A 25,637-nucleotide genomic window follows, 5' to 3' on the forward strand; every position below is an offset into this window, starting at 1 on the left:
CGCAAGCATTGCGCCCCTACAATAAATGGGAAGTAGTAACTTACCCTTGATAAATGGTGCGTTACGCTACCCTCCGGGAACGCTGCGCGAACGCTAACGCACCCTACAATTGGGCTTGCTGACAATGGTGCAAGATGTCAGTTTTGTCTGTGATTGCTTAGAAGTCATCTCTATTAGATCATTCAGATGTAGATACTGACTCTATACTATCATCCAAAGCGTCTGACTCAGTAGACGCAGGTGTCGCGATTAAATCTGACTCCTCAATTGTCGGTAGTTGATGATGTCTGTCTAACTTCATCGCCTGTAAACAATGATTAATCCCAGCAACGGCTTGATTGTAATCCACAATCTTTTGCTCAACTTCCTCTTGCATTCGCTGATTCTGTTGAATCTTCTCCTCCGCTTCTTTTTCCAAGGTTTGCTCTAAATACGCACGAGCATTGGGATACTGCTGTAAAATACGATCCGCCTGTTCATCTGCCTTATGTAATAACATCGTTTTCAGAGTTTGATTAACCGTTTGGCGGAAATTGCGGCGAATAGATTTTGAGACTTTGGGTTCAAAATCTAATTTCAATAACTGCCGAATCGCAGGTTCAGCTTCAATCATACTTTCCGCATCATACCCCTGTGAGGTTTGCTGTAACGTTTGCCGGAATTGATAAATTGAAAATGTGCCTTCATCATAAAAACGGGGACTTTCTCGCACATATCTGTCACACTCTGTTCGCGCTTCACTGGCTAACGCCTGACAGACTAGCTTTTCCACCGCCTTTAACTGTTGCTCAATTCCGCCATCATTTCCCAATAATCGATAGAGTTGACTGTAATATTCACGGCGGCGTATTTGTTCCATCAGATAAGCAAAAAAATGAGACGCTACCTGTTGAGATGCTTCGACTAAAACATCTTCTAACTGATTCGCTAAATAATAAAGCGCCTCGACTAAAACGGCAATTAAGGGGGCGGTTGCATTGCGGGGATGGCTGCGAGTCGCCCGACTATAGGCTTGGGCGACTGAGAATGTATTGAGTAATTCATCGAGGCGTTGAATCATTTGATGTTGGAGTTGGCGAAATTCTATCTCAAAGGCATTACAGCTATTGGTTACCGCCTGATTTACTTCTTCAGCAATGTGAATACAAAATTCTCTCCCTACCTGCTGCAATTCCTGATTCAACCGTTCTAACTCCTGGGCTTTCATCGCCTCTATTTCGTGAGGTTGACTATCTAAATCTCGCTGAATCCCCAGATAATGTTTCTTGAGATTAATACATAAGGGTTGTAAGTCATCAGCGAGATTGGCAAATAACTGGGGACGCTTTTCCTCGGTAAGATAGCGCGTAATTGATGTACGAAATTGTTCAATCCCACTATCTTGAATCAGTTGCTCAATCAGAGGGATTCCCCATTCACTGAGAATCCGCACATAGTTCTCTGCTGGCGTTTCATAACCCCTGACAGAAGTTTTAAACTCACTACCAACCAATTTACCCGAACCACAATACCGATTAAATTCATTCACGAATTGTGGCGTTTCCTCTTGAATACCTGTCTCTCTGAAAGCCTCAGCAAAAATAGAATCTAAGCCAAAGCGATCGCGTTCTGTGGTAGGCTTGATTTGACTGCCATAAAATCCCAGTAATCCGCTGGTTTTATGAACCTTGGGTGTATCCCAGAATTGGCTACGAATTAAATCATCAAGTCGCTGTCGCAATTGGCTGTTATACCAGGTTTCATCAATACGATTGAAAATATAAAAGACGCGATCGCGAATTCCTGGATTACTGCGAATTGTCTCCAGTAGTTGCGTTTCCTCGGTTGTCATATCCCCGGCTAAGGCTGGTTTCAACACACAAACTACGGCGGAGGTTTCCGGATTTTCTATCTTGGTATAGGTTAACTGGGCATCTTGTTTAACAGGCGCATCAATTCCTGGCATATCAATCAAAACATTACCATCTTGTAATAGGGGATGATGGCAATAATATTCAATCCGCTTGAGAACCGCACTATTACTTCCCCGACGGGCATAACCCGCCGCTTCTTTGAGATTAGAAAAATAAAACTGTTCCATCGAATACGTCGCATGGCTGGTAGAATGGATGCGATCGCGGTTTGCCAAAAACCCCTCCATTAGCAAGTCCAATGCCTTTGCTTGTTTGGCGCGTTCTGACTTACTCTCTCCGCCTTCCTGCTGAATAATTTCTTGACATCCTTGACGTAAAGTGTTAATTTCATCAGACTGCTGAATATGATTCGCGGCTTTCGCGGCGGCGGATAATCCCAATTTCTGACATAGGGCTACCGCCTGTTCTCGAATCTCTGCTTCACTCAAAAACGTCAGCACCACTCGTTCTTGATCTGTATCCGCATAGGCGATATAACATTCTGTACCTGTGGCATGTCCCTCGGCGCTATAAAGCAGTTCCCGTTCTAATAGTGCGTTAATTAGCATCGATTTCCCCGCACTAAACGCACCGGCAAAGACAATCTCAAATGTGGGAGAAATTGCTTTGTGTAGAGAAGCTTGCACAGACGTGATATCCTGGGATGCGCGTAATGATGGCTCTTGATATAGTAATTGCAGAAGACCGTCTACTTGGGCTTGCAGGTTCTCACATTGAACTGGCGTGGATGTCATGATGGTAGCGATTGAGCGAAAAGGTGTTTAGTTTGATTGTATCGCCAGTTTAATTTAGAACTTACGTATTGACAAAGTGAATAGAATGGGTGTACAGCATATATAGCATGGGTAGAAAATTTTCCAGAAACAGAATTGACCAACTCTGATAATACGGATAATAGATGATTATGTTAGATATTATTTTATACTCAGCCAACAATCAAGGCGATTGAAATCGCTGCTACACAAACAAAGTCCGCCTGCGCGGACTAGGTTATAACGGGGGTAATGTTCCCCGGATTTGGTATAAGTATCCAAGCTATTCCCCAGGATGATAAACCCGATCCGGTGTGTGATCGGAATTAATTTCAATTACTAAATCCACCCAATCTGGATTGTGAATTAATGGTGTAATAAATAATTCTGGATGCAATGCTTTCCAGAAATACTTGACAAATTCATGAATTTCTGAATCACTCATCCCCGATTTGCCCGTCGCGATCATTTCCGCCTCCGCCTGACGCCGCCATTGCAAACTTAGGCGATAATCAATGGGATAAAGTACGATTAAATGGTCTAAGCGTTCCCACAAGGGCAAATAGGCTTTCAATCGTTCATTTATATCCCGTGCAAAAGCGCGATCGCTCTCGGTTTCAATAGGTGCTGGAGTCGCCCCCGAAAACACAGTCGCCGCCACGGGACGCACGCCGACAAACCAGCCTTCAAACAACACAATATCCGCCTTTTGTACAGGTTCAAAATCCGTGCGATCGCCTGCACCTTGCCAAGCGGATTTATCAAAGCGGGGAATGAGAATAGAGTCTGAGGAATTTTGCGATCGCAACTCATCTAATACCTGTATTCCCAAGTCTACATCATGGGTTCCCGGTGGACCACGCCAAATTAAACGCGGATCATGTTCTCGCAGTTGCTGTCTTTCTTGATAGGTTTTATACAGGTCATCAATGGAAAGGCTAAGGGTGCGATATTCTAACTGGGCTAAAATTAATTTTAATACAATCGCTAATGTGGTTTTTCCTGTGCCTTGTCCGCCTAATATTCCCTGAATTAGGGGACGATCTAACTGTTTTCGAGATTCCGCCAATTGTATCGCCAACGGAAGCCATAATCGCCACATAGATAGGAGAATATTCGTTTGAATAGACTCTGAATGTTTGGGATTATCCTTGATTTTGGGGGCAAAATAGGGCAGAGTGAGAACATCAGAATAAATGGATTCAAAAAGACGCGATCGCGCCCGTAATTTTTCTGATACGTTATCTGGCGTAATTCCCAACGCTTTCGCTCGTTCCGGCGGTGTTAATTCTGCTGTGACTAATTTTTTCCAAGCTAACGAATTTGGTGCTTTTCCAGCTAGCCACTGATTAAGAATCTCATCAAGAGAAGGAGATGGAGAAATAGGATGAGTCATAAGTATTAAGGTAGGGGCAGGTTTAGCCACAATTACAATTGTAGGGGCGGGTTTAGGAACTCAATTAACTTGTCATTGATAGCGTATCAACAAAACCCGCCCTCCCTCCTTATAATCTGACAAATGACCAATGACAAATGACCAATGACAAATGACCAATGACAAATGACACTACGAACCCAGTTTAAACGCTTCCAAAAACATGCTATAAACCAAACCAATTTTCAGCGCATTCACTGTTTCTAGAAACCATGACAATCGGGAGGTTTTGCTCACAGAAGGCAAACGCTGGCGATTCCTGCTATAAACAATCCGGCTCACCGTTTCCGTGAAAATAATTAAAATCCCAGCCGCAATGACATCCCAATCAGCGGTTTGTCCGGCTGTGGTTGAGATAGCACTTCCGAGAAAAATGCCTAACAGCAAACCCATCAAAATTATGGACAGGCGTCGCCAGGGATTGGTAAACCACTGGGCTAACCTTGCCAAGATCACATCTACGAGAGTATTAAGACGAGTATTTTGCATCGATAGACCACTTAGCCTTTTCAGAAAAATAACACGGTCTTGGTCAAGCTTGTTTCAATGAGAGTAGGGGCTGGCAATTCATTTTGTTAGCACCCCCCACAGACGCAGCGGTGCAGAGTCAATCCCCTCAAAACGAATGAAACGACTAAACTATATGCTATATCCAGTATTTATCATCGTACTCCTTTTAGGTATGGCTGGACTGGGACTGGGGCTATTTGAGTTCAAGGTTTGGATAGAACCCCAATCCTCGGATACAGCATCATTACCCTCTGTAATGAAATCACCAGGGGATGCAGAGATGCAAAAGGCTCAACCTTTATCACCAGCACTATCACAACTTTCCTCACCGTTACCCCCCCCAGAGGCTTCGCCCTCTCCCCCCCTTGATCCCGTTGCACTAGCGGCGCAAAAAGGAGGATTGCGAGTTAGCAATTCCACAGAACATCCGGTGCGGGTGGCGCTGCTAGAACGTCAAACGGATTCAAAGGGTGATGCCAAACCCGCCCACTGGGATTTTGCCCCCATGGAAGGAGGAAGGCAAGGGCTGATTCTTTCACTTCCCCAGGATGATCTGATTTTGGCAAACGGAGATATTGTTGTGGCATTCGCCCAAGATGGTTCTCGTTTATATTGGGGACCTTATGTGATTGGGGAGACGCCTGTACCCGTCTGGAATAAAAAGACAGGCGAATGGGAGTTAGTCTTACAACCGTATTAGGGTTAAGGCGCACCCTAGTGCAGCGGGCATAAAAATACTTGAGCAGCTTCGTAGATACGATGAAGCTGGGGAAGCAGAGGGAGCAGGGGAAGCAGGGGAAGCAGAGGGAGCAGGGGAAGATTGGCAATCAACAATGAACCATGAACCATCAACAAATGACAAATGACGAATGACAAATGACGAATGACAATCAGGAACTTGATGGGGTTGTCCCAGTCAGGGAAGGGGTATATTGCGATCGCGACTCTAGCTAAATTAAGTTGGAGACGTTGAGAGTTAATGTTGCCCTTTCGTGACAAAGTAGTGGAAGTTGAATCTAAGGATAGGATCGCTCAACCAGTGACAAAGTGGTGGAATGTTTGGGAAAAGCATCCAACTCGTTTGTGGATGTACTCGGTTTTAGGGTTAGCGGCGATTTGCTGGGTGGCGTTTTTATGGCACTTAGGCAGTACGGGTTTAGTTGATGAAACTGAACCGTTATTCGCGGAAGCCGCCCGCCAGATGACGGTGACAGGAGATTGGATTACGCCGTATTTTAATGAGGAGACTCGGTTTGATAAACCGCCCTTAGTCTACTGGTTAATGGCGATTGGCTATCACCTGATTGGCGTGAATGAATGGGCGGTGCGACTTCCCTCAGCGATTAGTGCGATCGCGCTCACAATATTGGGCTTTTATACGCTACGCTATTTCGGTATTTCTCGTCCCCGTACTTTGGTTGATGAAAATTCCTCTGAATTAGAAGACACCCCAAAACATCCTAATTTAGAACGCCAGCGCTGGTTATCGGCGGCAATTGGGGCGACATTGATTGCATTGAATCCGATCACCTTGGTTTGGGCGCGGACTGGGGTTTCGGATATGCTACTCTCTGGCTGTATGGGAACGGCTCTTTTATCGTTTTTTATCGGCTATGTCCAAGGGGAGACAAGGAGACAGGGAGATGAGGCGCAAGATAACCGATACCGTGGACAGGCAAAAGGTGATCCCAAACCCATCTTAGGTTTTACGTCGGGTTGGTATTTAGCATTTTATATCTTAATTGCCTTTGCTATCCTTGCCAAAGGACCGGTGGGATTTGTCCTCCCTGGATTAATTATTGGGGCATTTCTGTTATATCTGGGGAAGTTTTGGCAGGTGGTGCGGGAAATGCGCCTGTTTTGGGGATTGGGCATTATTGCTGTCCTAGCAATTCCCTGGTATGTGTTAGTTACCTTGGCGAATGGCGAAGATTACATCGAAAAGTTTTTTGGCTATCACAATATTGAACGCTTTGTCGGGGTGGTAAATCACCATGGGGCGCCGTGGTATTTCTATTTTTTGGTTGTGTTAGTCGGGTTTGCCCCTTGGTCCTGTTATTTACCTTTAGCGATCGCCCGATTGCGATTTTGGCAGGTCAAAAAATGGCGTGAGTCCCCTCGCGCCAGTCAGTTAGGTTTATTTGCCCTGTGTTGGTTTGCAGGGGTGTTTGGCTTCTTTACGATTGCTGTCACCAAACTTCCCAGTTATGTTTTACCCTTAATGCCTGCGGCGGCAATTTTGGTGGCATTATTAGCTAGTGATTTACTCACCTATCCTCACCGTCAGCGTCTATGGGGGTTACGGTTGAGTGCTGGATTTAATCTGATTCTGCTTGGCGTCATCGCTGGGGCAATTTGGTATAGTCCTAATTTCATTGGCTATGATCCGGCGGCGCTGAATTTATCGGAAACTTTGCAAGCCTCAGGATTACCCTTACGGGGAGGTATCCTCTGGGGAATGGCTGCGGTAGCGGCGGTGATTGCGTTATGTAGGCGTCGAGGGTGGCGTTGGTTAGGAACAATTAATTGGGTGGCGTTTGTGGCGTTTATTATCCTCGTGGTTTCCCCGGCTGCTTTTCTATTGGATCAGGAACGTCAGCTTCCCCTACGAGAATTATCTGCGATCGCGGCTGAGGTAAACCAACCATCAGAAGAGTTAGTGATGATGGGGTTTGAAAAGCCTAGTGTCGTATTTTATGCCAAGCGATCGGTTAATTATTTTGATGAGGAACATAAGTTTATTGCCTACATTGAGGACATCGCTAAAATTGAGCATAATCCTCCTTCGACTCTGGTTTTAATTGAGTCTAAGCGATTTAATCGACTTAAAGAAGAATGGCTAAAACCTAGTGAATATACCATCATTGATAGCAAAGGAGCCTATCATTTGATCCGAGTGACTAAACAAGTTATTGCCCACAAGCTTTAGCTTTGAGGGGGAATTAGGTAAGTAGGTGGGGAAAGAGAAGAAACCCCTCACCCCCAGCCCCTCTCCCACTCTGGGGAGAGGGGAGCAAGAGGGGAGCAAGAGAATCCGATCCCCCTTCTCCCTTGATGGGAGAAGGGGTTAGGGGATGAGGGTGAAACATCTTTTTGGTTGCACCCAGATGTAACTAAACCCGCCCCGACTCAGGTTTGAACCCGTTTCAATGTCTCAGTATTGTCAAGTCAGAACTTGATTTGTCATCATGAGGTTATAAATAGTAGTGGTCTACTCTGGGGTAAGTCAATGACCAGTGATAGTTTGCGTCAGGCAGAACGGAATAGAAAACGTTTGCGCGAACAGCTAGCGTCAAAACAGGATGCTTGGGTAACGGCGGCTCCAGAGGAGAAAATGAGAATACAGCAAGGAATAGATGATCATAAACAACTGATTAAGCGTGCAGATGAAGAATATTGGGAGATACTGGCGGATGAGTCGTCAGAAGTACAGATAACAGATGATGAATCAGAAATAATCGTTGCAGAGATTGTCGGTCAAGCGGAAAAACTGAGCAATAGCCAGGACTACTCTGAGGAAGTATTGGACTGGTTGGAGAAAATCCATAAGGAATTAACAGAGCCAGGAGTCCCAGCCGCAGCTAAGTTAAAAGGAGTGGTTTCATCAATGCCACCTTTTGTCGGAATATCTTACGAAGCTGAGTTAGACACAGAAGTATTTCTGCGGAAAAACTTTCCCACATTTACAAAGTGGATTAGAGGATTAAAAAAAAAGTTCTAGACCTGTATGTTTCTGGTGACGACAGTCCAGGTCGGTTACAGTCTCAAATACCCCATAATTTAAAGCATAGCGGTGTCGTTAAATTTGTAGGACGCTCTGATGTCCTCAAACAATTACACCAACAATTACAGCAAACAGACCGCATCGCTATTTGTGCCGTAGCTGGGATGGGAGGCGTGGGTAAAACCGAATTAGCCCTACAGTATGCTCTACACCACCGTAAACAGGGAACTTATCCCGGTGGTTTGTGTTGGATACAGGCGGGGGAATCTGTTGTAGGGACTCAGACTGTTAGTTTTGCCCGAACTCAATTAGATTTACAATTACCCGATGGATTAGACCTAACAGAACAGGTGGCTTACTGCTGGCGACATTGGCGTTTAGGGGATGTTCTATTTATTTTCGATGATGTGCGAAATTATCGACAGATAAAATCCTATTTACCACCTGCCGAATCGCGGTTTAAGGTGTTGATTACTACCAGGCGGCAAAGGTTAGGGGCGTCTTTTCAAATGAGACCTCTGGATGTACTTACCGAAGAAGCCGCGATTGCCCTGTTAGTGTCATTAATTGGACAAGAACGGATTGAGGTAGAACTGGAACAGGCAAAACGTCTATGTCAAGACTTAGGTTGTTTACCCTTGGGATTGGAATTAGTGGGGCGGTATTTACAGCGTAAGCCTGACTTGTCATTAGAGAAAATGTCTCAGCGTTTGGGGTTAAAGCATCGTTCCCTAAACAATCCTGACCCAGACATGACCGCACAATTGGGGGTCGAGGCTGCATTTGAGTTGAGTTGGCTTGAACTGAGTCAAGAGGCTCAAAAGTTAGCTTGTTTTCTGAGTTTATTTGCCCTGGCTCCCATTCCTTGGAAATGGGTGGAACAATGTTGGTCAGACGAAGATGTAGAAGAGTTAGAGGATATTAGGGATGATGAATTGGTGAATCTGAGCTTATTGGCACGGGTAGATAAAGAGAGTTATCAACTGCACCGACTAATTAGAGAATTTTTGAAAGAGAAGTTCAAGGAATTAACTGAAGCATCAGAACTTAAACAACGGTTTTGTCTGGGAATGGTTATAGTGGCAGCGCAGATTCCTGAGACGCCAACTAAAGATGATATTGTCATAGCTACCCCGATGATTCCACATCTAGCAGAAGCCGCAACGACTCAGCAGGATTGGTTAAGTGATGAGGATATAACCTGCCCCTTTGTTGGCTTAGGTCGATTTTATGAAGGTCAAGGACTCTATAAAAAAGCGTTACCCTGGTTTAAGCAGTGCTTATTAGCAACCAGAGAGCGTTTAGGAGATGAGCATCCCTCTGTGGCTATCAGTCTCAACAATCTGGCAACACTCTACTGGTATCAAGGAAGGTACGCCGAAGCCGAACCTTTGTTTCTGCAAGCTTTAGAGTTGAAAAAACGCCGACTGGGGGATGGTCATCCCTCTGTGGCTACCAGTCTCAACAATCTGGCTCTACTCTACTCATCACAGGGAAGGTATGGGGAAGCGGAATCTTTATATCAGCAAGCTTTAGAGTTGAGAAAACGCTGGCTGGGGGATGACCATCCTCATGTGGCTACCAGTCTCAACAATCTGGCAGGACTCTACTCATTACAGGAAAGGTATGGAAAAGCCGAACCCTTGTATCTGCAAGCCTTAGAGTTATATAAACGCCGACTGGGGGATGACCATCCTGATGTGGCAAGAAGTCTCAACAATCTGGCAACACTCTACTGGTATCAAGGAAGGTACGCCGAAGCCGAACCCTTGTATCTGCAAGCCTTAGAGTTATATAAACGCCGACTGGGTGATGACCATCCTGATATGGCAAGCAGTCTCAACAATCTGGCTAATCTCTACAAATCACAGGGAAGGTATGGGGAAGCCAAACCCTTGTTTCTGCAAGCTTTAGAGTTGAAAAAACGCCGACTGGGTGATGACCATCCTGATGTGGCTACCAGTCTCCACAATCTGGCTAATCTCTACAAATCACAGGGAAGGTATGGGGAAGCCGAACCCTTGTTTCTGCAAGCTTTAGACTTGAGTAAACGCCGGTTGGGGGATGATCATCCTGATGTGGCTAGCAGTCTCCACGATCTGGCTAATCTCTACAAATCACAGGGAAGGTATGGGGAAGCCGAACTTTTGTTACAGCAAGCCTTAGAGTTATATAAACGCCGGCTGGGGGATGACCATCCTGATATGGCTAGCAGTCTCAACAATCTGGCAGGACTCTACTATTCACAGGGAAGGTATGAAAAAGCCGAACCTTTGTTTCTGCAAGCCTTAGAGTTGAGTAAACGCCTGCTGGGAGATAACCATCCGGAAACAATCACTATCCGTGAAAATTTGCAAAGAATGCGCGAACAATGGCATCAATAGGTTTCCTCTATTTCATTCTCCGATCATGCTTTCTTTTAAGTTACGGCTGTTTTATATATTTAAATTATTGAAAGAATAGTAATTACTGATGAAAGAGTGGCTAAATCTCCTTCATAATAGTAATATAAACAAATCCTTTTATAGCAGTAGACACATCTGTGGGGACAAACACATTTCTGGAGACGTTCCACCGGAACGTCTCTACAAATCTATACTGTCCTAACCCTATTGGCGGTTGCTATAGCTGCCACCACAAGACCGAAAATTTTTGGTTAAAACTGGAGGGAGAAGGATAACAGGTAAAGACACAATCCGTTGTGCTTACAGGGAAAAAGTTGGTTTAGCCAGGACAACAGCACAGGCAGGAATCAGAAGGCAGAAGGCAGAAGGTAGGAGGCAGAAGGGAAGAACGCTTATAAGTAGTCGGACAAAAGAAAACGTCACTGTAAGCTGTCATGCATTTAAATTGGGTATTAGTAGCGAGCAAGATGCAAAGCCTGCGGCATGGCTTCGCTTAACGCACTACAAGGATTGCGCCCTTATTGATATTAATGTTTAAATGTCGAACAGCTTACTAAGTTTGGAAAATAACCCCCAAACCATTACAAATGACGTAGCTTGCTTCTCGCTTGCGCGAGTATGACGAATGACGAATGACGAATGACGATCTTCACTGTTCACGTTAATTGTGTCCACTTAGTTAGTTCTTTACGCCACGCTCCACTCGGAAAAAGATTAGCTCTAGTTCAATGCAACTTGATAATGATCCAGGTTTTGTGCTAAAAAGTACGTTTTTTTAGAGAAATTATCCATCCTGTCAACCTCGCTCATCACTCTTGCTGAGTTGAATCACGTCCTAAAGTCTAGCAACAACAATGGTAGAACAACCAACATTTCTCGATTTAACCGAACTCGATCACCCCAACCTCCAGGGATCAGAGCAAAATGCAACAGGTTTAAGTGATCTGGTGGCAAATATTCCCGGTGCGATTTACCGCCGCGCCTGGGATTCCCAGTGGACGACACGGTTTATTACTCCAGCTATCCAAGATATTTGCGGTTATCCCGCCAGTGATTTTACTAAGAATCGAGAACGGTCTTTGATTAGTATTATTCATCCTGATGATCAACCAATTATTGCACAAGCGCTGGCAGAACAGCTAACCACTCAACAGCCTTATTGGTTGGAGTATCGGATTGTGCGATCGGATGGATCTGTGGTTTGGATTTGTGATAAAGGACAGGGAATTTTTGACGAAACTGGACAACTTCTCTGGCTGGATGGAATCATCCTGGATATTAGCCAGCGTCAACCCGAAGTTCAGGTTAGCCACACGGCGCAACCGTCAGAAACCATTCAGGAATCTGACGCACTCTATCACCTGATGGTGGAAACGGCGTCAGAGGGGGTTTGGATGTTTGATGTGAACAGCCAAACCATTTTTGCCAATTCTCGTATGGCGGAAATGTTGGGGTATCGCGTCGAAGAAATGATCGGGCGATCGCTCTTTGATTTCATGGATGCAGAAAGTCGCCCTCTTTATTCAACTTATGTCTTGCGTCGTCGTCACGGTATCCAAGAACGCCACCCGTTTAAGTTTCGCCGTAAAGATGGCTCAGAGTTATGGGCAATTGTATCTGCCACGCCGATTTTAAACGCTCAGGGTGAGTTTGTTGGTGTGTTGAGGATGATTACCGATATTAGCGATACCCATGAGGAATCCGCGCAACGCCAACAGGCGGAAAATGCATTGCGAGAAAGTGAACGGCGATTCCGGGCGATTTTTGATGCAACCTTTCAATTTATTGGTCTGCTTAAACCCGATGGTACGGTGTTAGAAGCCAATCAAACCGCATTAAATTTTGGCGGATTGCGGCGTGAAGACGTGGCGGGGCGTCCATTCTGGCAAACTCGATGGTGGAGTTATTCATCAGAAATTCAGGAACAATTAAAAGATGCGATCGCGGCGGCGGCGATGGGTGAATTTGTGCGCTATGAAGTGGAGGTTATTGGCGCGAATAATCAGGTAATCACGATTGATTTTTCTCTCAAACCTGTGACCGATGAAACCGGACAAGTTGTACTCTTGATTCCTGAAGGTCGCGATATTAGTGAGCAGAAGCAAATCCGAGAAGCTTTGCGCCAGTCGGAAAGCCGATTAAAACTCAAAAACAAAAAACTTAAGCAAGTGTTACGCCAACTGAAAAACACGCAAGCTCAATTGGTGCAAAATGAAAAAATGATTAGTTTAGGTCAAATGATGGCGGGGATAGCCCATGAGATTAATAATCCGATTAGCTTTATCTATGGCAATATTACTTATGCTCGCGACTATACCCTAGATTTGTTCAATTTGATCGAACTCTATGCCAAACACTATCCAGCACCTGTACCCGAAATCCAAGATAAGATTGAGGCAATTGACCTCCAGTTTTTAAGCGCAGATTTTCCTAAACTTCTCAATTCTATGCAAGATGGAGCAGAACGCATCCGGGAAATCATTCTGTCTTTACGGAACTTCTCGCGTTTAGATGAAGCAGAACAGAAGTTTGTCAATATTCATGAAGGGATTAATAGCACTCTGCTTATTTTACAGCATCGATTAAAAAAGACGGTCTTTGCTTCGGAAATACAGGTAATTAAAGAGTATAGTAAACTCCCCATGATTCAATGTTATCCCAGTCAGATAAATCAGGTGTTTATGAATTTACTCAATAATGCAATTGATGCCTTAGACCAGAAAGCAAAACATTATGAAAACTTAGAATATACCCGAACGATCACAATTAGTACCAGTGTCAGGACTCAGGATAATCATCTCCGCTCCAGTCCAGTTGAATACAGAAACAAGGCAGAAGGGAGAGGGAATAGGGCAGAAGTAAATAATCACTGTTTAGACGAATATGATATCAATTCTTCTCAATTAATCATTCGCATTGCTGACAATGGCATTGGTATCCCACAACCCTTACAAAAACACATATTTGACCCTTTCTTTACCACCAAGCCAGTGGGCGTCGGCACAGGTTTGGGGTTATCTATTTCCCTTGCCATTATTGTTGAAAAACACGGCGGAAAGCTAAGCTATAGTTCCGAGCCCGGTCAAGGAACAGAATTTATCATTGAGCTACCCATACACCCGCCTCGGAGTTAAGTTTTGAGTGTTGATGTTTGAGTGTGTAGGGGCGGGTTTCACTACTATCATTTTTGACCTCACCCCTAAGTAACTAAACCCGCCCTGACTAGATCCTTCTCCCCATCTCCCCATCACGGCGTTTCCCGCAGTGCTTGCAGATAATCCATCGCAGCTTCCAGTTTGGAAGAATAGCTATAAGCAAACTCTTCAAACCAAAGCCCTTCCTCAGAATGCGGCTTCAAATTATTTAACCATTCTTGGGCTTGTTGCTTCAGGGCTTCCCGTTTACGCTGTTCTCGCTGTTTTGCCTTGAGTTCTTCCTTTTGCTGTTGCTGCTGTCGTTTTCGTTGGGCTTCGCACTCTTTCTCCTCAAACTCAGCCTTCAATTCTGAAAGCATACTATCTTCTGCGGGCGATCGCGAAGATGGCGATGAGGAAATAGGTTGATACATGGATGAATTCGTTGGGGGAGACTTCAAGTCATCCTCATCCAACAAAGGTTTTTTTTCAAGGGGTTTTCCCTTGTCTTTGTCTTGATATTCTGCTTTGATTTGGTCTAATAAATCATCAAGGGATTCTGCCATAAGACGAGACTCTCAGTTAGGAGAGATTTTTTTATCAACAATTACAGTTAAGGACATATCCTCAAAGATCATGTCCTCTATATCTTCTATTTTAATCAGCTTTGCTTTTGCAGACTCTGACACCGAATCCCTTGACGTCTGCTCAGAGCGATCGCCTGACTTATGGATCGGATACTACACAAAGACACAGCATAGTGGCACAAATGAGGTAAATGCACCCCCTGTGTTCTAAAACACACGCTCACTTGGTTGTCTAATCGATTACAGCATTGAGCAACACGTCCGTTAAAGTCATATCCTCCATATCCTCAATCGTTACCGTATCCACAATGTCAAACTTCGCACCCGCACCTTGCAGTTCATCATCCAGAATCTTGAGGAACTTTGTGGCTTGAGGATCACTGCCAATTTGGATAAAGGAAATGGCTAACTCTTCATCCTTATCGATTCGGCGTGACGCTTCGATAATCACCTTCATCACAGCTTTGCGGTCATCGGGTTCCCCATCGGTAACCACCAGCATCGTTTCACCGTTCAACTTTGTCTGACCGCTTGTCTTGCGCTGAAAATAATTATTGAGGGCATCTTCCAAGACATATGCCAAGTCTGTGCGTCCTGATGGCTCATTTTCCTGGAATACCTGGATAACTTTGCTAGCTGTTACACCGTCGTAGCGTTTGAAGCGACCAGAAAACAGGTAAATGGTGATACCATCGGGGTCAAATTCTTCGCATTTATTGGCTAAAGCCAGGGTAGACTCTTGCATAACATCCCAGCGGCTTTTCCCAGAATACTGATCCCGAATCGACATACTGCCGCTTTTATCAATGATTAAGGTATAATCTCGTTTCTCTAGCATAAAAACGTTCCCAAATCTACTATAGTCCTTCTCAAGGGTATCAAACCCACAAAGAGGCAATCGCCAAGTTTACGGTGGCGACAGTTGGTGAGTATGGCTGTAGGGGAGGGTTTTACCGAAAACGTTTAGCGTTTTGGTGCAAACCCCTGGCATTGTAGAGACGCGCCATGGCGCGTCTCTACAGCATTAGGATGCCAACTGAGATAAGGTTTCCTGAAGCGGCTGCCAACGGAAATAGCGATCACCTCCCATTTCAACCGCCACTTTTACCCGCTTCTCCTGCTTAGGCAACGCGATGAAATATTCAAGTTCTTGGCGCGACAGGCTACTGCCCTCAATGAGCCATAGTACCATCCCTTTCGACTTAGCCGGTAGGGTTTCCAACTGATACGTCAGGATAGGCGGGACAAAGTAAACCTCACCCACAGCAGCGCTTTGACCGATGTTTTTCTTCCCTAGATGCGGCGGACGAACACCGTGAACACCCGTCAGATAAGCGGCTGGATCGCCCAATCCTTTCGCGGAGAGAGAAATCGTTGTATAACCCGCCGCCCGCAGTCGTCGCTGATAACGCCCTTCAAATCCTCCCTCCAAGGGAGCGTACAATGCCAATGTGCCGGACTGTTCTAAATCCCGAATGAACGTCTTTCCGGTGGTGATCAGTGCCATTTATTTCTCCGATTCCGCCTTAAGTTTTGTTAATTCTTATGAGCTAATTATATAGGGATAGAGGGGTCATAGCACATCTAGCAAGAGGAGGCGATTGAAATCGCTGCTACACAAACTTTCGTCCGCCTGCGCGGACTGGGTTATAACGGGGGTAGCGTTCCCCGGATTTGGTATCAGTTGGTGTATTGAATAGCGATCGCAAGACGTAAAAACCATGCCCTAAGCGTAGTTGAAGATCAATTGTCGGGACAAACGCCAGCCACTGTAGGGGCGGGTTTAGGCACTAGCGCTAGCTTGTTACCAATAACTCAACAACTTGCACCCGCCCTTATTCATAAGTAGGGATTGTTAGGATAAAGCCAGTTTTCCTAACAATTCCCGTCCATGGTTTCATTCAACTATCCCTCTCCTCAAACCAATCCACAGGGTTCACCCAAAGAAATGCTACCGACGATGTATGATCTTCCGAGTGAATATCCAGAGGAACCCGGTTTGCCTGACGAATTCCATGATTGGCAAGCGCAATTGTTGAGCTTAACATTTTGCCCTCCCCACTATCCCCTTTCGCAGATATTTTATGCCAGCGACTTGAACCTTTACTATGATGTGCGTCATCCTCTGTGGCATAAACGTCCGGATTGGTTTGGGGTTGTCGGTGTGCCACGACTGTATAATGACGTGGATATGCGCCTGTCTTATGTGGTTTGGCAGGAGGGTGTCAATCCGTTTGTTGTCGTGGAATTGCTCTCACCTGGAACCGAGAGGGAAGACTTAGGAGAACAGGTAACCCAAGGGCGAGAATCTGAGCCTGAACAAGGTGAAGGAAATGGGCAAGAGAGTCAGCTTCCCACTGAAGATAAACCACCGCGAAAATGGCAGGTTTACGAGCAGATTTTACAGATTCCTTACTATGTCGTATTCAGTCGTTACACCAATCAGCTACGGGCGTTTAAACTCAATGAAGCCCATTATCAAGAGGTAGAGGTACAAGATGGGCGAGTATGGATGAGCGAATTAGGCTTAGGTTTAGGATTATGGCAGGGAGAGTTTCAAGGGATTAATCGCCTCTGGTTGCGTTGGTATGATGCTCAAGGAAACTGGATTCCGACGGAAGCCGAACGGGAAAGACAACGAGCTGAACAGGAAAGACAACGAGCCGAAGCTGCACAAGCTCGGTTAGATGCTTTGATGGAGCGACTGCGAGAATCAGGTATTGACCCCGATACCTTTTTCGAGGATCAGGGTTAAAATCACTCCAGTCACTACAGTTAGCGATCGCAAGACTTAAAAACCATGCCCTAAGCGTAATTGAAGGGTCAATTGTCGGGACAAACGCCAGCCACTGTAGGGGCGGGCGCGAGGAACTAGCGCTAGCTTATTACCAATAACTGAACAACTTGCACCCACCCTTATTCATAAGTAAGGATTGTTAAAATAAAGCCAGTTTTCCTAACAATTCCCGTCCATGGTTTCGTTCAACTATCCTGTTCCTCAAACTGATCCGCCTTGTTCACCCCGAGAAACGCTACCGACGATGTATGATCTTCCGAGTGAAGATCCGGAGGAACCTGGTTTGCCTGACGAATTCCATGATTGGCAAGCACAATTGTTGAGCTTGACATTTTGCCCTCCCCACTATCCCCTTTCACAGATATTTTATGCCAGCGACTTGAACCTTTACTATGATGTGCGTCATCCCCTGTGGTACAAACGTCCGGATTGGTTTGGGGTTGTCGGTGTGCCACGACTGTATAATGACGTGGATATGCGCCTGTCTTATGTGGTTTGGCAGGAGGGTGTCAATCCGTTTGTTGTTGTGGAATTGCTCTCGCCTGGAACCGAGAGGGAAGACTTAGGAGAACAGGTAACCCAAGGGCGAGAATCTGCGCCGGAACAAGGTGTAGGAAATGGACAAAACATTCAGCGCTCAACTGAAGATAAACCGCCGCGAAAATGGCAGGTTTACGAGCAGATTTTACATATTCCTTACTATGTCGTATTCAGTCGTTACACCAATCAGCTACGGGCGTTTAAACTCAATGGAGCGCATTATCAAGAGTTAGAGGTACAAGATGGACGAGTATGGATGAGTGAATTAGGTTTAGGTTTGGGATTATGGCAGGGAGAGTTTCAAGGGATTAATCGCCTCTGGTTACGTTGGTATGATGCTCAAGGAAACTGGATTCTGACGGAAGCGGAACGGGAAAGACAACGAGCTGAACAAGAACGACAACGAGCTGAACAGGAAAGAATCCAAAAAGCCCAAGCTTTACAGCAAGCTCAACAGGACAGACAACGAGCCAAAGCTACACAAGCTCAGTTAGATGCTTTGATTGAGCGACTACGAGAATCGGGAATTGACCCCGATACCTTTTTCCAGGATCAGGGATGATGGAAAAGACAATTATACAACTTTTACCGATGAAAATTAAATCATTGTTGACCGATTGAAGACGTGGTTATAGACGTTCCGCCGGAATTACTCTTCGTCTTTCCACTCCAGGCGATCGCACACTTAAGCCTGAAAATCCCTCCAGCGCTGAAAACGTTACCTGTCAAACCCTGACGAATAACAAATGATCCTCACTGATCCTCAAGCCACGACAACCCCGCACCCGGATAATAATGGGCTAAAATTTGTTTGTAATCATACCCTTGCATCGCCAACTTGTATGCACCCCTTTGGCTCATTCCTTGACCGCCAAAAACATTACTGACAATATCATCTGAAGCGGCGTATAACGATTCCACCACGCCCCCTTTATAACTGAGAAACATTCCCTGGGTTTGTTGAACCGCTTGAGTTGTGGTATTCCACTCCGACTCAATTCCTTTATACACTTGCCAACGCTGAGTATTACCCAAATCGTATAACTGATTAGCGGGTCGAATATAATGCACGATCGCATAGGAACGAGCCGCGATCGCTTGGGCTTTTAGGGCGGCGGGGGGCCAACTGGGATAGATTTCAGAACCGACGACACTGGCGAGATACGTCTCAAGCTCAATATAGTTAACGGCAAGTAGACTATCCCCTTGTGATAGTAAGAGTAAATCCCCTCGATACCAGCGTCCATTGACAAAAACAAATCCGCCACCTGTGGGTTTAAGCCAAACGCCCCCTGGGGTTTTCCATTCACCGATGCGAAGATAAGAACCATTGGGTTGAGCGTTAACGCCTTCCTTCGCCTCAAGTTTTCCTAATGTCTTCCCATTCGCATCCACCACGATTCCGGCGGTAGATGTACCAACGTTGAGGGAATTCACCCCAGTCGCGATCGCAACTCGCATTTCTAAGCTGGCTGCATTGGTGGGAGGAGTTTCAGATTTAGCTGAGTTTTCGGAAGCGGCGGGAGGGGATTGCGGGGGTGAAGTTTGGGTTTGAGTCTGGGCGTTAGGTTTGGGCGGTAGGGGGGTGGGGGGTTTTTGGACTGAGGTTTGAGTGGTTCGGTTGGCTGTCGGTGATTGAGCCGCCGAGGTTTGAGTTTTGGCGGTATCTTGAGCAGTAGAGGATTGAGATGGGGTTGCCTGGGGAACAGGAGTTGAGGGACGTTGCCAGGAGAGACTTTGAGCAACCAGACGATGACGCCATTCCACTTCAGCTGGGGACGGATTTGGTGGCGGTGGGACTTCCGATGGGGGTGATGGCTCCGAAGACGGTTGGGGAGAGAGTGCGATCGGTTCAGAACCGGAATAAAAGGATTGAGCTAGCATCAAGGGCAATAAGAGGGATGCTGAAACCACAACCATTGACCATAGTCTAGAACCCTTTAAAATCGGGTGGTTGTTAGGCAGGCGAATCATCAATACTTGCTCCTGATCGGGTTGGGAGAGGACGATAACGACAGATTAGCAATCAAGCACCGCCTCTTAGTTTAATCTGCGATCGCCTGTTTGGATATGGCACTCCCTGGCGGAATCAAGAATGGTAACACTGATTTCTCTGATTGGTAGGAACGGTAGAGGTGGGGGGTAGGAGGCTGGTAGCACTGATTACACAGAGGCGTTAGTTCTCAATGGGGAGACGATGTAAGAATTGTTGGGGAGATTATTTACTTTTCTGTGTCAATCTGTGTATCTCACGATTCCGTGTTCTGTCTGTGCCATTCAATCAGTGTAATCTGTGTTTTTGTCAAGACTTAGTAATGATTTTTATCTAAACTTTAAAAAAATATATGCGTCGAAGGGGACATAGGGAGTGAGACGAAAACCAGACGATTATACAAAGTGTTACGAAAATTCAATGGGTTTAGCTGTGTCGGGATTAATTTTGCCCACAAGAAGCCCACCATAGATAATATACCTGAAAATCGCACACTCATCTCACAATGGCTGTAACCCCTGAAAATTCGTAGATGATTCCGGAAAAGGGGTCAAAAAAGAGCAATTATGACGTTTTGTTGAGATGGAAGCATGATTGAAAAAATTAAACATTTCTGGGGGAAAGAATAGTTTAAATTATCATAGATTGACAAATTTAGCCGAAACGACATTGAGCCAAGCTAAAGATAATGTCAGTAGCGAAGGATACAAAAAGAGCAAAGGGGGATGTCGTGAATCGTGGTTATCAAAAGAAGTGCGATCAGCTTGTAGTAGAGAACCTTCGCCCTAGAAGAACCCGCAGTCAGATGAAATGCCGTAGTGGAGAGTTGTTGTCCTCACTTCATACTCGATTTGGAGGGAATACTTGACACTTTACCTACAGCTTAAAGCTAGACTAGAGGATAAAGATAAAGCAATTAATCGATGATTCTTTGGCTTAAATCAAGCTCAATAACAACTCGGTGAGGTTTCAATACGAATGGTATAGCCTGCCTGTTTCCCCTAGAACTTTTAGGCGACTGCTCATGAGGAGAGCGATCGCACTCCCTCCCAAAACCCGTCAAACCCCCATCCCGAAAGCATTTCAGGTTGCGGTAAGGTGGCGATCGCATTCCCTACCCCAGACTTTACAATATCCGAGAATGAGAATCTGCGATCGCTCTTAACGTGAAAGGAGAACTAATTGATGTTGGGTTTAGACAGAATTACATTTAACCCACGTATCATGGCTGGGCAAGCCTGTATTCGGGGAATGCGAGTTCTGGTTTCATTGGTTTTAAATTTAGTGGCAAATGGTAAAACAGTGGGGGAAATACTCGAAGATTATCCCTATTTGGAACCCGAAGATATTCAACAGTCTTTGCTGTATGCTGCATGGTTAGCGCGAGAGCAGGTTTTTCCGATTGTGGGTGAGGAAGCCGGATGAGATTTTTAGCGGACATGGGCATCTCGCCACTCCCGTTCATCTGGCAAGGACAACCTGCGATCGCGTAGTTTGTAGTCAGCGCTAAAGCGCTTTTGGCACTAAAGTGCCTACTACTAACCTAGGATAGATGACAATAGCTGACATTCCGTCTCACTTGCGGTTTAATTGTCAGATTGACGCTCTCCCTCCTAGAATAAGGGAGATTCTATGGAAATTTCGTTCCATATATCCCGGTAAACGGGTTCCCAGGCACACGATATTCGCCATCTAGGGCATCGTGTTATCTCCTAACACCCTGTCGATTCAGGGCTGGGCGTTTCAAACCTTTGCGGTTTGGGTTCCGCCGAGTCCCGGCGTACCTGATAAGTTGACTTCGACTTTGCAGCCGCAAGCCAACTGCATTTTATCATACTATCCTGGGGTGTTTATCCGGATAAAAGCCGTCCTAGAAGGACGGGGCTTCAGACCCTTTATTTCCGGTGAACGCTGTAAACATTAATACAGTTGTCGCTCCACCCATGCTGAACGTAGAAAGAATCGGTTTAGCCCTTGGAAGTCAGCAGGAGGATAGGTCAAACCCAGAGGGGAAAGGGAAACTATGAATAGCAATCCATCCAATCCTTCGGCAAATGGTGGTAAAACAATAAATATTGCTGATATCTTGGCACTTCCGGAACGTCAACGGCAAATTGCTCTGTTTATCCGTCGCGACGAAGGGCATACCCTACCCGAAATCGCTGAACGCCTCAACGAAGATGAGCAGACAATCGGGACAGAATTGGATGAGTTAGTCGAACAGGGTTTCATTCGAGAAATGCAAGTTGAAGGTATTCCCCGTTACTACCGCAGTGAAATGAGACGACAAGGTAGCCAGTTTTCCGAGATGATTCAGCAAGCGCTGACACCGGGAAAACCCCTGTCCATGATTGTGAATCCCTCTGGGGATGCGCCAATTACACCCGGTTCGACGTTTGAGTTGTGCGTCACGATTACCAATGAAGGCAATCAAAGTGCCTTCATTGAGATTTATATAGATGAAACCTCCCAATTCCTGCACGAGTGGTGTATTTCCCCCTACGAACGTCTGGCGTTAGGGCGGGGACAAAGTAGTGAGGTGGTATTCCAGATTCCGGTGCCACTGGATGCGACACCCGGCACCTATAATTATCTGCTGATGGTTGATGCCCAGCAGCATTACCCAGAAGATACGCCCATCCAGCATCAAGCACGGCTGCAAGTCTTACCTTTTGTCCAAGAAGCCATCCGGGTTAATGATCCTACCTTCTCTCTACTCCCTATCACTAGTTCCGCCGCCCCTGCTGTAGTACAACCGGGAGAACCCCTAGAGGTTCAGGTTCTGGTTCACAACCGTTCTGATCGCGTAGATCGATTTCGCTTAACTTGTCCGGATTTAGCCCCGATTTGGTATAGGGTGATGTACCCCGAAGGCTATACCGACACGGGAGTGGTGCGGGTGATGGATGGCTTGGAATTGAATCCGGGTGAAAAGGGTCAAATCCAGCTCATTATCACCCCACCTGTAGATACCTGGGCGACGATTTATTCCCCCACAGTGCGTCTCTATTCCCTGAATAATCCCGACTTGGTGCTACTCGATGCCATTTACCTCCAGGTAATGCCGATTTACCTGTTAAATGTCGAGTTAGTCACCTTAGTCGGTAAAATCAGCAATCAGTCTGGTGTTTTCGAGTTACAACTGTATAACGGCGGCAATATTACCCGCGACATTGTCCTAATCGCCAAAAGTGCCGATGGCGATGATCTTTGCACCTATACCTTGATACCCAGCCAAATTCGCCTCGCCCCTGGCGGGTATGCGATCGCGAATTTAGAGGTGCAACCCAGCCAGAAATGGTGGCGTAGACCCTTCTACGGACGAGTTTTAAACTTTGTTATTGAAATTGAAGACCTACAACAGTTTCCCCTAATTAACAATCGCTTCCAAGGCACATTAATTTGGGAAGGGCGTCCGTGGTGGCAATTTTTATTAGTTATTTTAGGTATAGTTGGACTCATTGGCGCATTAATATTCCTGCTGTGGTTTCTCTTTTTTAGACCCAAACCCCGCCCGGAAATAGTCGAATTTGCGCCAGCAGGCAAAAATTACTCGGCGGCTGATCAGGAAAATGTACGCCTGAATTGGGAAATTACCAACCCCAAACGCATCCAAACTATAAAAATACAAGGCGTATCCCCAGAAGGAGTCGTCACCAGTGGACCAATTGCCTACAATTTTAGCCAGGGGATTCCTAATGAGTTAGAGCGTTTCTGCAAAATTGATGAGATTCTCAATTGTCAGAACGTGCCAACCGATGCTCGCGAACCAGGAGATTATGTGTTTGAACTGACTGTGATTTCCCAAGGGAAAAAGAAGGGGGAATTAGAGGAACTACAAACGAATACAGTCAAAATCACACCGTTCCCAATTCCTGAGATTGAAGAATTCACTTCAACTATACCCGTATATCAAGAAGTTATTCAGCCAAATCCAGAAACGGCAGACCAAGAAGCCAGTCCAACAGCGAATGATACCAACTCTCCTCCAGATCAACCGCGACTAGAAGAGTTAGGGATTTTACTGAATTGGAAAATTAGTCATCCCGAACAAATCAGACTCTTAAAACTGGTGGGTCGAAATCCTGAAGGAATTGTCACCTTTCCCATGCAATCAATTGATTTTAGTCAAGGGATTCCTCAACCCTTACAAGACTCCTGTGAAATACAGGATGAGGCATTAGTTTGCCTGAATCTTGCCACAGGTGTTCGTCAACCTGGAACCTATATTTTTGAATTAACGATTGTTCCCCAACAAGGAGAACCCGAAGAATTACCCACTCAAAAAACTGATTCGATTAAAATTGAAGCCCAACCTGTCCCCTTTGATATTGTTGAATTTACAGTTGGTGGTGTAGAAACCCTCACTCGTCCTAAATTTGTGATACCAATTTCTGGGAATCAATCGATACCTGTACCCTTATCTTGGAAAGTTGAGGGAGGCAGAAATCTCAAAGTTGAACTTCTACCTGCACCCGGTAATGTACCACCCGAAGGCACTTTGCCTTATGAACTTAGTCCAGAACCAAATACGGAAACAATTACGTTACAAGTCACCAATGAAGCCGGGGAACAAAAAAGCCGTTCAGTCACCATTGAAACCATCCAACCACCGCCTCCAGAACCTCCAGCAATGATTCCCTTATCTCCGCCGGGAGATGCAGCTAACGGATTACCCACGTTTGAGCCTCCACCTCCACCCGAAGACACTTCGGCTGCACAAACGCAGACACCCCCCTCACCGTCACCCTCACCGTCACCGTCACCGGCAACGACACCGGCAACGACACCATCAGAAACAGAACCAACACCTCTACCCCTACCACCAGGCGGTTCACCTCCGCTTCCTCCAGGCGCAGATTCTCCGCCTCCCGCCGAATTTCCACCTAAGTTTAGGTAAGTAAGTAGGTAGGGACAGTTAAAGGCGGGCGGTGGTGATCGTCATTCGTCATTCGTCATTCGTCATTCGTCATTCGTCATTCGTCCTTTGTTAGGACTTACGCACAGCCTCTATTCGTAGGGTGTGTTAGCGCAGCGTAACGCACCGCAAGCCCCCATAAGTGGTGTCGCTGCGTAAGTCCTGTTTGTAAGAGTTTGAGGCTTGTTTACATAACTTAATATAGTTGAGTTTATTTCCACCAACCTACTTAGTATCCATTGGTGTCAACTTATCGCCATTATCGTCTAAACTCCAGTAAATTACCTGAGCCGACGAAAGAATTTCTTGACGACTCTACAGAGCGATCGCGTACCTTATAGCAGTAGACATTTTATACTATCTATAGAAAATTGTATCGACGATTCGTCTATTGTTGTGCCAGTTGAGAAATTGTTTAATTGTTCGCCATTTGTCCCCGGTAGGGGCGACCCGCCGGATTCAATTAACACCACCTAACCTTTAATGGTATCGGGTCGCCCTCCGCCCGGTATCGATGTGACACCGAATTGAGAAAAGGGCGAGTCGATACAGGTTAATTCTCACACCGAACATGTTTTGCAGCGAGGAGCCCCTACAACCGTGATTATTCCGACAATCCCAATCATCCTGATAATCACGACGCTAAACCCTAAACCTTTTGTGTTCTCGTAACCCGCCGTATCTAATTCACATCACCTAACCCTTATTTTATTGGGTCGCCCGGTATAAAATATAGGGAAAAATCAGGAATCAGATACATTAAAACCCTGGTAGGGGCGACCCGCCACATTCAATTAACACCACCCAACCTTTAATTTTATCGGGTCGCCCTCCGCCCGGTATTGGTAATGTCTAACACAACATTTAGACAAGGGCGAGTCGATACAGGTTAATTCTCACACCGAAAATTGATGCAGCGACTCGCCCCT

19 protein-coding genes are annotated in these 25,637 nt (G+C 45.8%); 10 read left to right on the plus strand and 9 right to left on the minus strand.

Annotated elements, in window-relative coordinates:
- Positions 1–178: 178 nt before the first annotated feature.
- The 3 genes from RIG27_RS00460 to RIG27_RS00470 all read right to left on the minus strand — a co-directional run bounded on the left by RIG27_RS00460 (position 179) and on the right by RIG27_RS00470 (position 4,589).
- The gene (locus tag RIG27_RS00460; RefSeq protein WP_446341419.1) at positions 179–2,647 is read right to left on the minus strand and encodes a dynamin family protein; all 2,469 of its coding nucleotides are present in this window, start codon (positions 2,645–2,647) and stop codon (positions 179–181) included.
- 301 nt (positions 2,648–2,948) lie between these two features.
- Positions 2,949–4,061 (minus strand): glycerate kinase, encoded by a 1,113-nt coding sequence (locus RIG27_RS00465; protein WP_446341421.1) that lies wholly within the window; start codon positions 4,059–4,061, stop codon positions 2,949–2,951.
- Positions 4,062–4,232: 171 nt separating this feature from the next.
- The gene (locus RIG27_RS00470) at positions 4,233–4,589 is read right to left on the minus strand and encodes a DUF565 domain-containing protein (protein ID WP_446341423.1); all 357 of its coding nucleotides are present in this window, start codon (positions 4,587–4,589) and stop codon (positions 4,233–4,235) included.
- Between the two features lie 136 nt (positions 4,590–4,725).
- Here RIG27_RS00470 and RIG27_RS00475 point away from each other — a divergent pair, with 136 nt between their 5' ends.
- Entirely contained in the window at positions 4,726–5,310 is a 585-nt protein-coding gene (locus tag RIG27_RS00475; protein WP_446341425.1) for a hypothetical protein, read from the plus strand.
- A gap of 14 nt (positions 5,311–5,324) precedes the next feature.
- Here RIG27_RS00475 and RIG27_RS00480 read toward each other — a convergent pair whose 3' ends face one another.
- Positions 5,325–5,609 carry a hypothetical protein gene (locus RIG27_RS00480; RefSeq protein ID WP_446341427.1) on the minus strand — a complete coding sequence of 95 codons (285 nt, stop codon included), beginning with the start codon at positions 5,607–5,609 and terminating at the stop codon, positions 5,325–5,327.
- On the opposite strand from RIG27_RS00480, the gene RIG27_RS00485 reads away from it, so the two are divergent.
- The 3 genes from RIG27_RS00485 (at position 5,590) to RIG27_RS00495 (ending at position 10,718) form a co-directional block, all read left to right on the plus strand.
- Positions 5,590–7,539, plus strand: a complete 1,950-nt coding sequence (locus tag RIG27_RS00485; RefSeq protein WP_446341429.1) for an ArnT family glycosyltransferase — start codon at positions 5,590–5,592, stop codon at positions 7,537–7,539. The two genes, RIG27_RS00480 and RIG27_RS00485, sit on opposite strands and share 20 nt — an antisense overlap.
- A 300-nt stretch (positions 7,540–7,839) precedes the next feature.
- The gene (locus tag RIG27_RS00490) at positions 7,840–8,331 is read left to right on the plus strand and encodes a hypothetical protein (protein WP_446341431.1); all 492 of its coding nucleotides are present in this window, start codon (positions 7,840–7,842) and stop codon (positions 8,329–8,331) included.
- Positions 8,332–8,378: 47 nt separating this feature from the next.
- On the plus strand, positions 8,379–10,718 hold the full coding sequence (locus RIG27_RS00495) for a tetratricopeptide repeat protein (protein ID WP_446341455.1): 2,340 nt from the start codon (positions 8,379–8,381) through the stop codon (positions 10,716–10,718).
- 555 nt (positions 10,719–11,273) lie between these two features.
- Here the strand turns inward: RIG27_RS00495 and RIG27_RS00500 are convergent.
- The gene (locus tag RIG27_RS00500) at positions 11,274–11,399 is read right to left on the minus strand and encodes a hypothetical protein (protein ID WP_446341433.1); all 126 of its coding nucleotides are present in this window, start codon (positions 11,397–11,399) and stop codon (positions 11,274–11,276) included.
- A 194-nt stretch (positions 11,400–11,593) separates the two neighbouring features.
- Here RIG27_RS00500 and RIG27_RS00505 point away from each other — a divergent pair, with 194 nt between their 5' ends.
- Entirely contained in the window at positions 11,594–13,873 is a 2,280-nt protein-coding gene (locus tag RIG27_RS00505) for a PAS domain S-box protein (protein WP_446341435.1), read from the plus strand.
- Positions 13,874–13,986: 113 nt separating this feature from the next.
- On the opposite strand, the gene RIG27_RS00510 is transcribed toward RIG27_RS00505, so the two are convergent.
- The 3 genes from RIG27_RS00510 to ndhN form a co-directional block, all read right to left on the minus strand.
- Positions 13,987–14,439, minus strand: a complete 453-nt coding sequence (locus tag RIG27_RS00510; RefSeq protein ID WP_446341437.1) for a salt stress protein, Slr1339 family — start codon at positions 14,437–14,439, stop codon at positions 13,987–13,989.
- 253 nt (positions 14,440–14,692) lie between these two features.
- Positions 14,693–15,298 (minus strand): vWA domain-containing protein, encoded by a 606-nt coding sequence (locus tag RIG27_RS00515; protein ID WP_446341439.1) that lies wholly within the window; start codon positions 15,296–15,298, stop codon positions 14,693–14,695.
- 186 nt (positions 15,299–15,484) lie between these two features.
- Positions 15,485–15,967, minus strand: a complete 483-nt coding sequence (ndhN, locus tag RIG27_RS00520) for an NAD(P)H-quinone oxidoreductase subunit N (RefSeq protein ID WP_446341441.1) — start codon at positions 15,965–15,967, stop codon at positions 15,485–15,487.
- A gap of 384 nt (positions 15,968–16,351) precedes the next feature.
- Between ndhN and RIG27_RS00525 the strand changes: the two genes are divergently transcribed.
- The gene (locus RIG27_RS00525) at positions 16,352–17,215 is read left to right on the plus strand and encodes a Uma2 family endonuclease (RefSeq protein ID WP_446341443.1); all 864 of its coding nucleotides are present in this window, start codon (positions 16,352–16,354) and stop codon (positions 17,213–17,215) included.
- A gap of 217 nt (positions 17,216–17,432) precedes the next feature.
- A complete protein-coding gene (locus RIG27_RS00530; protein ID WP_446341445.1) occupies positions 17,433–18,359 on the plus strand; it encodes a Uma2 family endonuclease in 927 nt (308 codons plus the stop codon).
- 191 nt (positions 18,360–18,550) lie between these two features.
- On the opposite strand, the gene RIG27_RS00535 is transcribed toward RIG27_RS00530, so the two are convergent.
- Positions 18,551–19,771 (minus strand): SpoIID/LytB domain-containing protein, encoded by a 1,221-nt coding sequence (locus RIG27_RS00535; RefSeq protein ID WP_446341447.1) that lies wholly within the window; start codon positions 19,769–19,771, stop codon positions 18,551–18,553.
- 1,204 nt (positions 19,772–20,975) lie between these two features.
- Here RIG27_RS00535 and RIG27_RS00540 point away from each other — a divergent pair.
- The 3 genes from RIG27_RS00540 to RIG27_RS00550 all read left to right on the plus strand — a co-directional run bounded on the left by RIG27_RS00540 (position 20,976) and on the right by RIG27_RS00550 (position 24,690).
- Positions 20,976–21,215, plus strand: a complete 240-nt coding sequence (locus tag RIG27_RS00540; RefSeq protein ID WP_446341449.1) for a DUF433 domain-containing protein — start codon at positions 20,976–20,978, stop codon at positions 21,213–21,215.
- Between the two features lie 277 nt (positions 21,216–21,492).
- Positions 21,493–21,714 carry a hypothetical protein gene (locus RIG27_RS00545; protein WP_446341451.1) on the plus strand — a complete coding sequence of 74 codons (222 nt, stop codon included), beginning with the start codon at positions 21,493–21,495 and terminating at the stop codon, positions 21,712–21,714.
- 99 nt (positions 21,715–21,813) lie between these two features.
- Complete coding sequence (locus RIG27_RS00550; protein WP_446341453.1) at positions 21,814–24,690, plus strand: transcriptional regulator; 2,877 nt, start codon at positions 21,814–21,816, stop codon at positions 24,688–24,690.
- Positions 24,691–25,637: the final 947 nt, after the last annotated feature.

It is taken from the genome of Coleofasciculus sp. F4-SAH-05, from assembly GCF_040222985.1.
Lineage (GTDB): Bacteria > Cyanobacteriota > Cyanobacteriia > Cyanobacteriales > Coleofasciculaceae > Coleofasciculus > Coleofasciculus chthonoplastes.

Coding starts and splice junctions, on each gene's coding strand:
- RIG27_RS00460 (WP_446341419.1), bottom strand. CDS start 2,647: ATGACATCCACGCCAGTTCAATGTGAGAACCTGCAAGCCCAAGTAGAC.
- RIG27_RS00465 (WP_446341421.1), bottom strand. CDS start 4,061: ATGACTCATCCTATTTCTCCATCTCCTTCTCTTGATGAGATTCTTAAT.
- RIG27_RS00470 (WP_446341423.1), bottom strand. CDS start 4,589: ATGCAAAATACTCGTCTTAATACTCTCGTAGATGTGATCTTGGCAAGG.
- RIG27_RS00475 (WP_446341425.1), top strand. CDS start 4,726: ATGAAACGACTAAACTATATGCTATATCCAGTATTTATCATCGTACTC.
- RIG27_RS00485 (WP_446341429.1), top strand. CDS start 5,590: ATGTTGCCCTTTCGTGACAAAGTAGTGGAAGTTGAATCTAAGGATAGG.
- RIG27_RS00490 (WP_446341431.1), top strand. CDS start 7,840: ATGACCAGTGATAGTTTGCGTCAGGCAGAACGGAATAGAAAACGTTTG.
- RIG27_RS00505 (WP_446341435.1), top strand. CDS start 11,594: ATGGTAGAACAACCAACATTTCTCGATTTAACCGAACTCGATCACCCC.
- RIG27_RS00510 (WP_446341437.1), bottom strand. CDS start 14,439: ATGGCAGAATCCCTTGATGATTTATTAGACCAAATCAAAGCAGAATAT.
- RIG27_RS00515 (WP_446341439.1), bottom strand. CDS start 15,298: ATGCTAGAGAAACGAGATTATACCTTAATCATTGATAAAAGCGGCAGT.
- ndhN (WP_446341441.1), bottom strand. CDS start 15,967: ATGGCACTGATCACCACCGGAAAGACGTTCATTCGGGATTTAGAACAG.
- RIG27_RS00525 (WP_446341443.1), top strand. CDS start 16,352: ATGGTTTCATTCAACTATCCCTCTCCTCAAACCAATCCACAGGGTTCA.
- RIG27_RS00530 (WP_446341445.1), top strand. CDS start 17,433: ATGGTTTCGTTCAACTATCCTGTTCCTCAAACTGATCCGCCTTGTTCA.
- RIG27_RS00535 (WP_446341447.1), bottom strand. CDS start 19,771: ATGATTCGCCTGCCTAACAACCACCCGATTTTAAAGGGTTCTAGACTA.
- RIG27_RS00540 (WP_446341449.1), top strand. CDS start 20,976: ATGTTGGGTTTAGACAGAATTACATTTAACCCACGTATCATGGCTGGG.
- RIG27_RS00550 (WP_446341453.1), top strand. CDS start 21,814: ATGAATAGCAATCCATCCAATCCTTCGGCAAATGGTGGTAAAACAATA.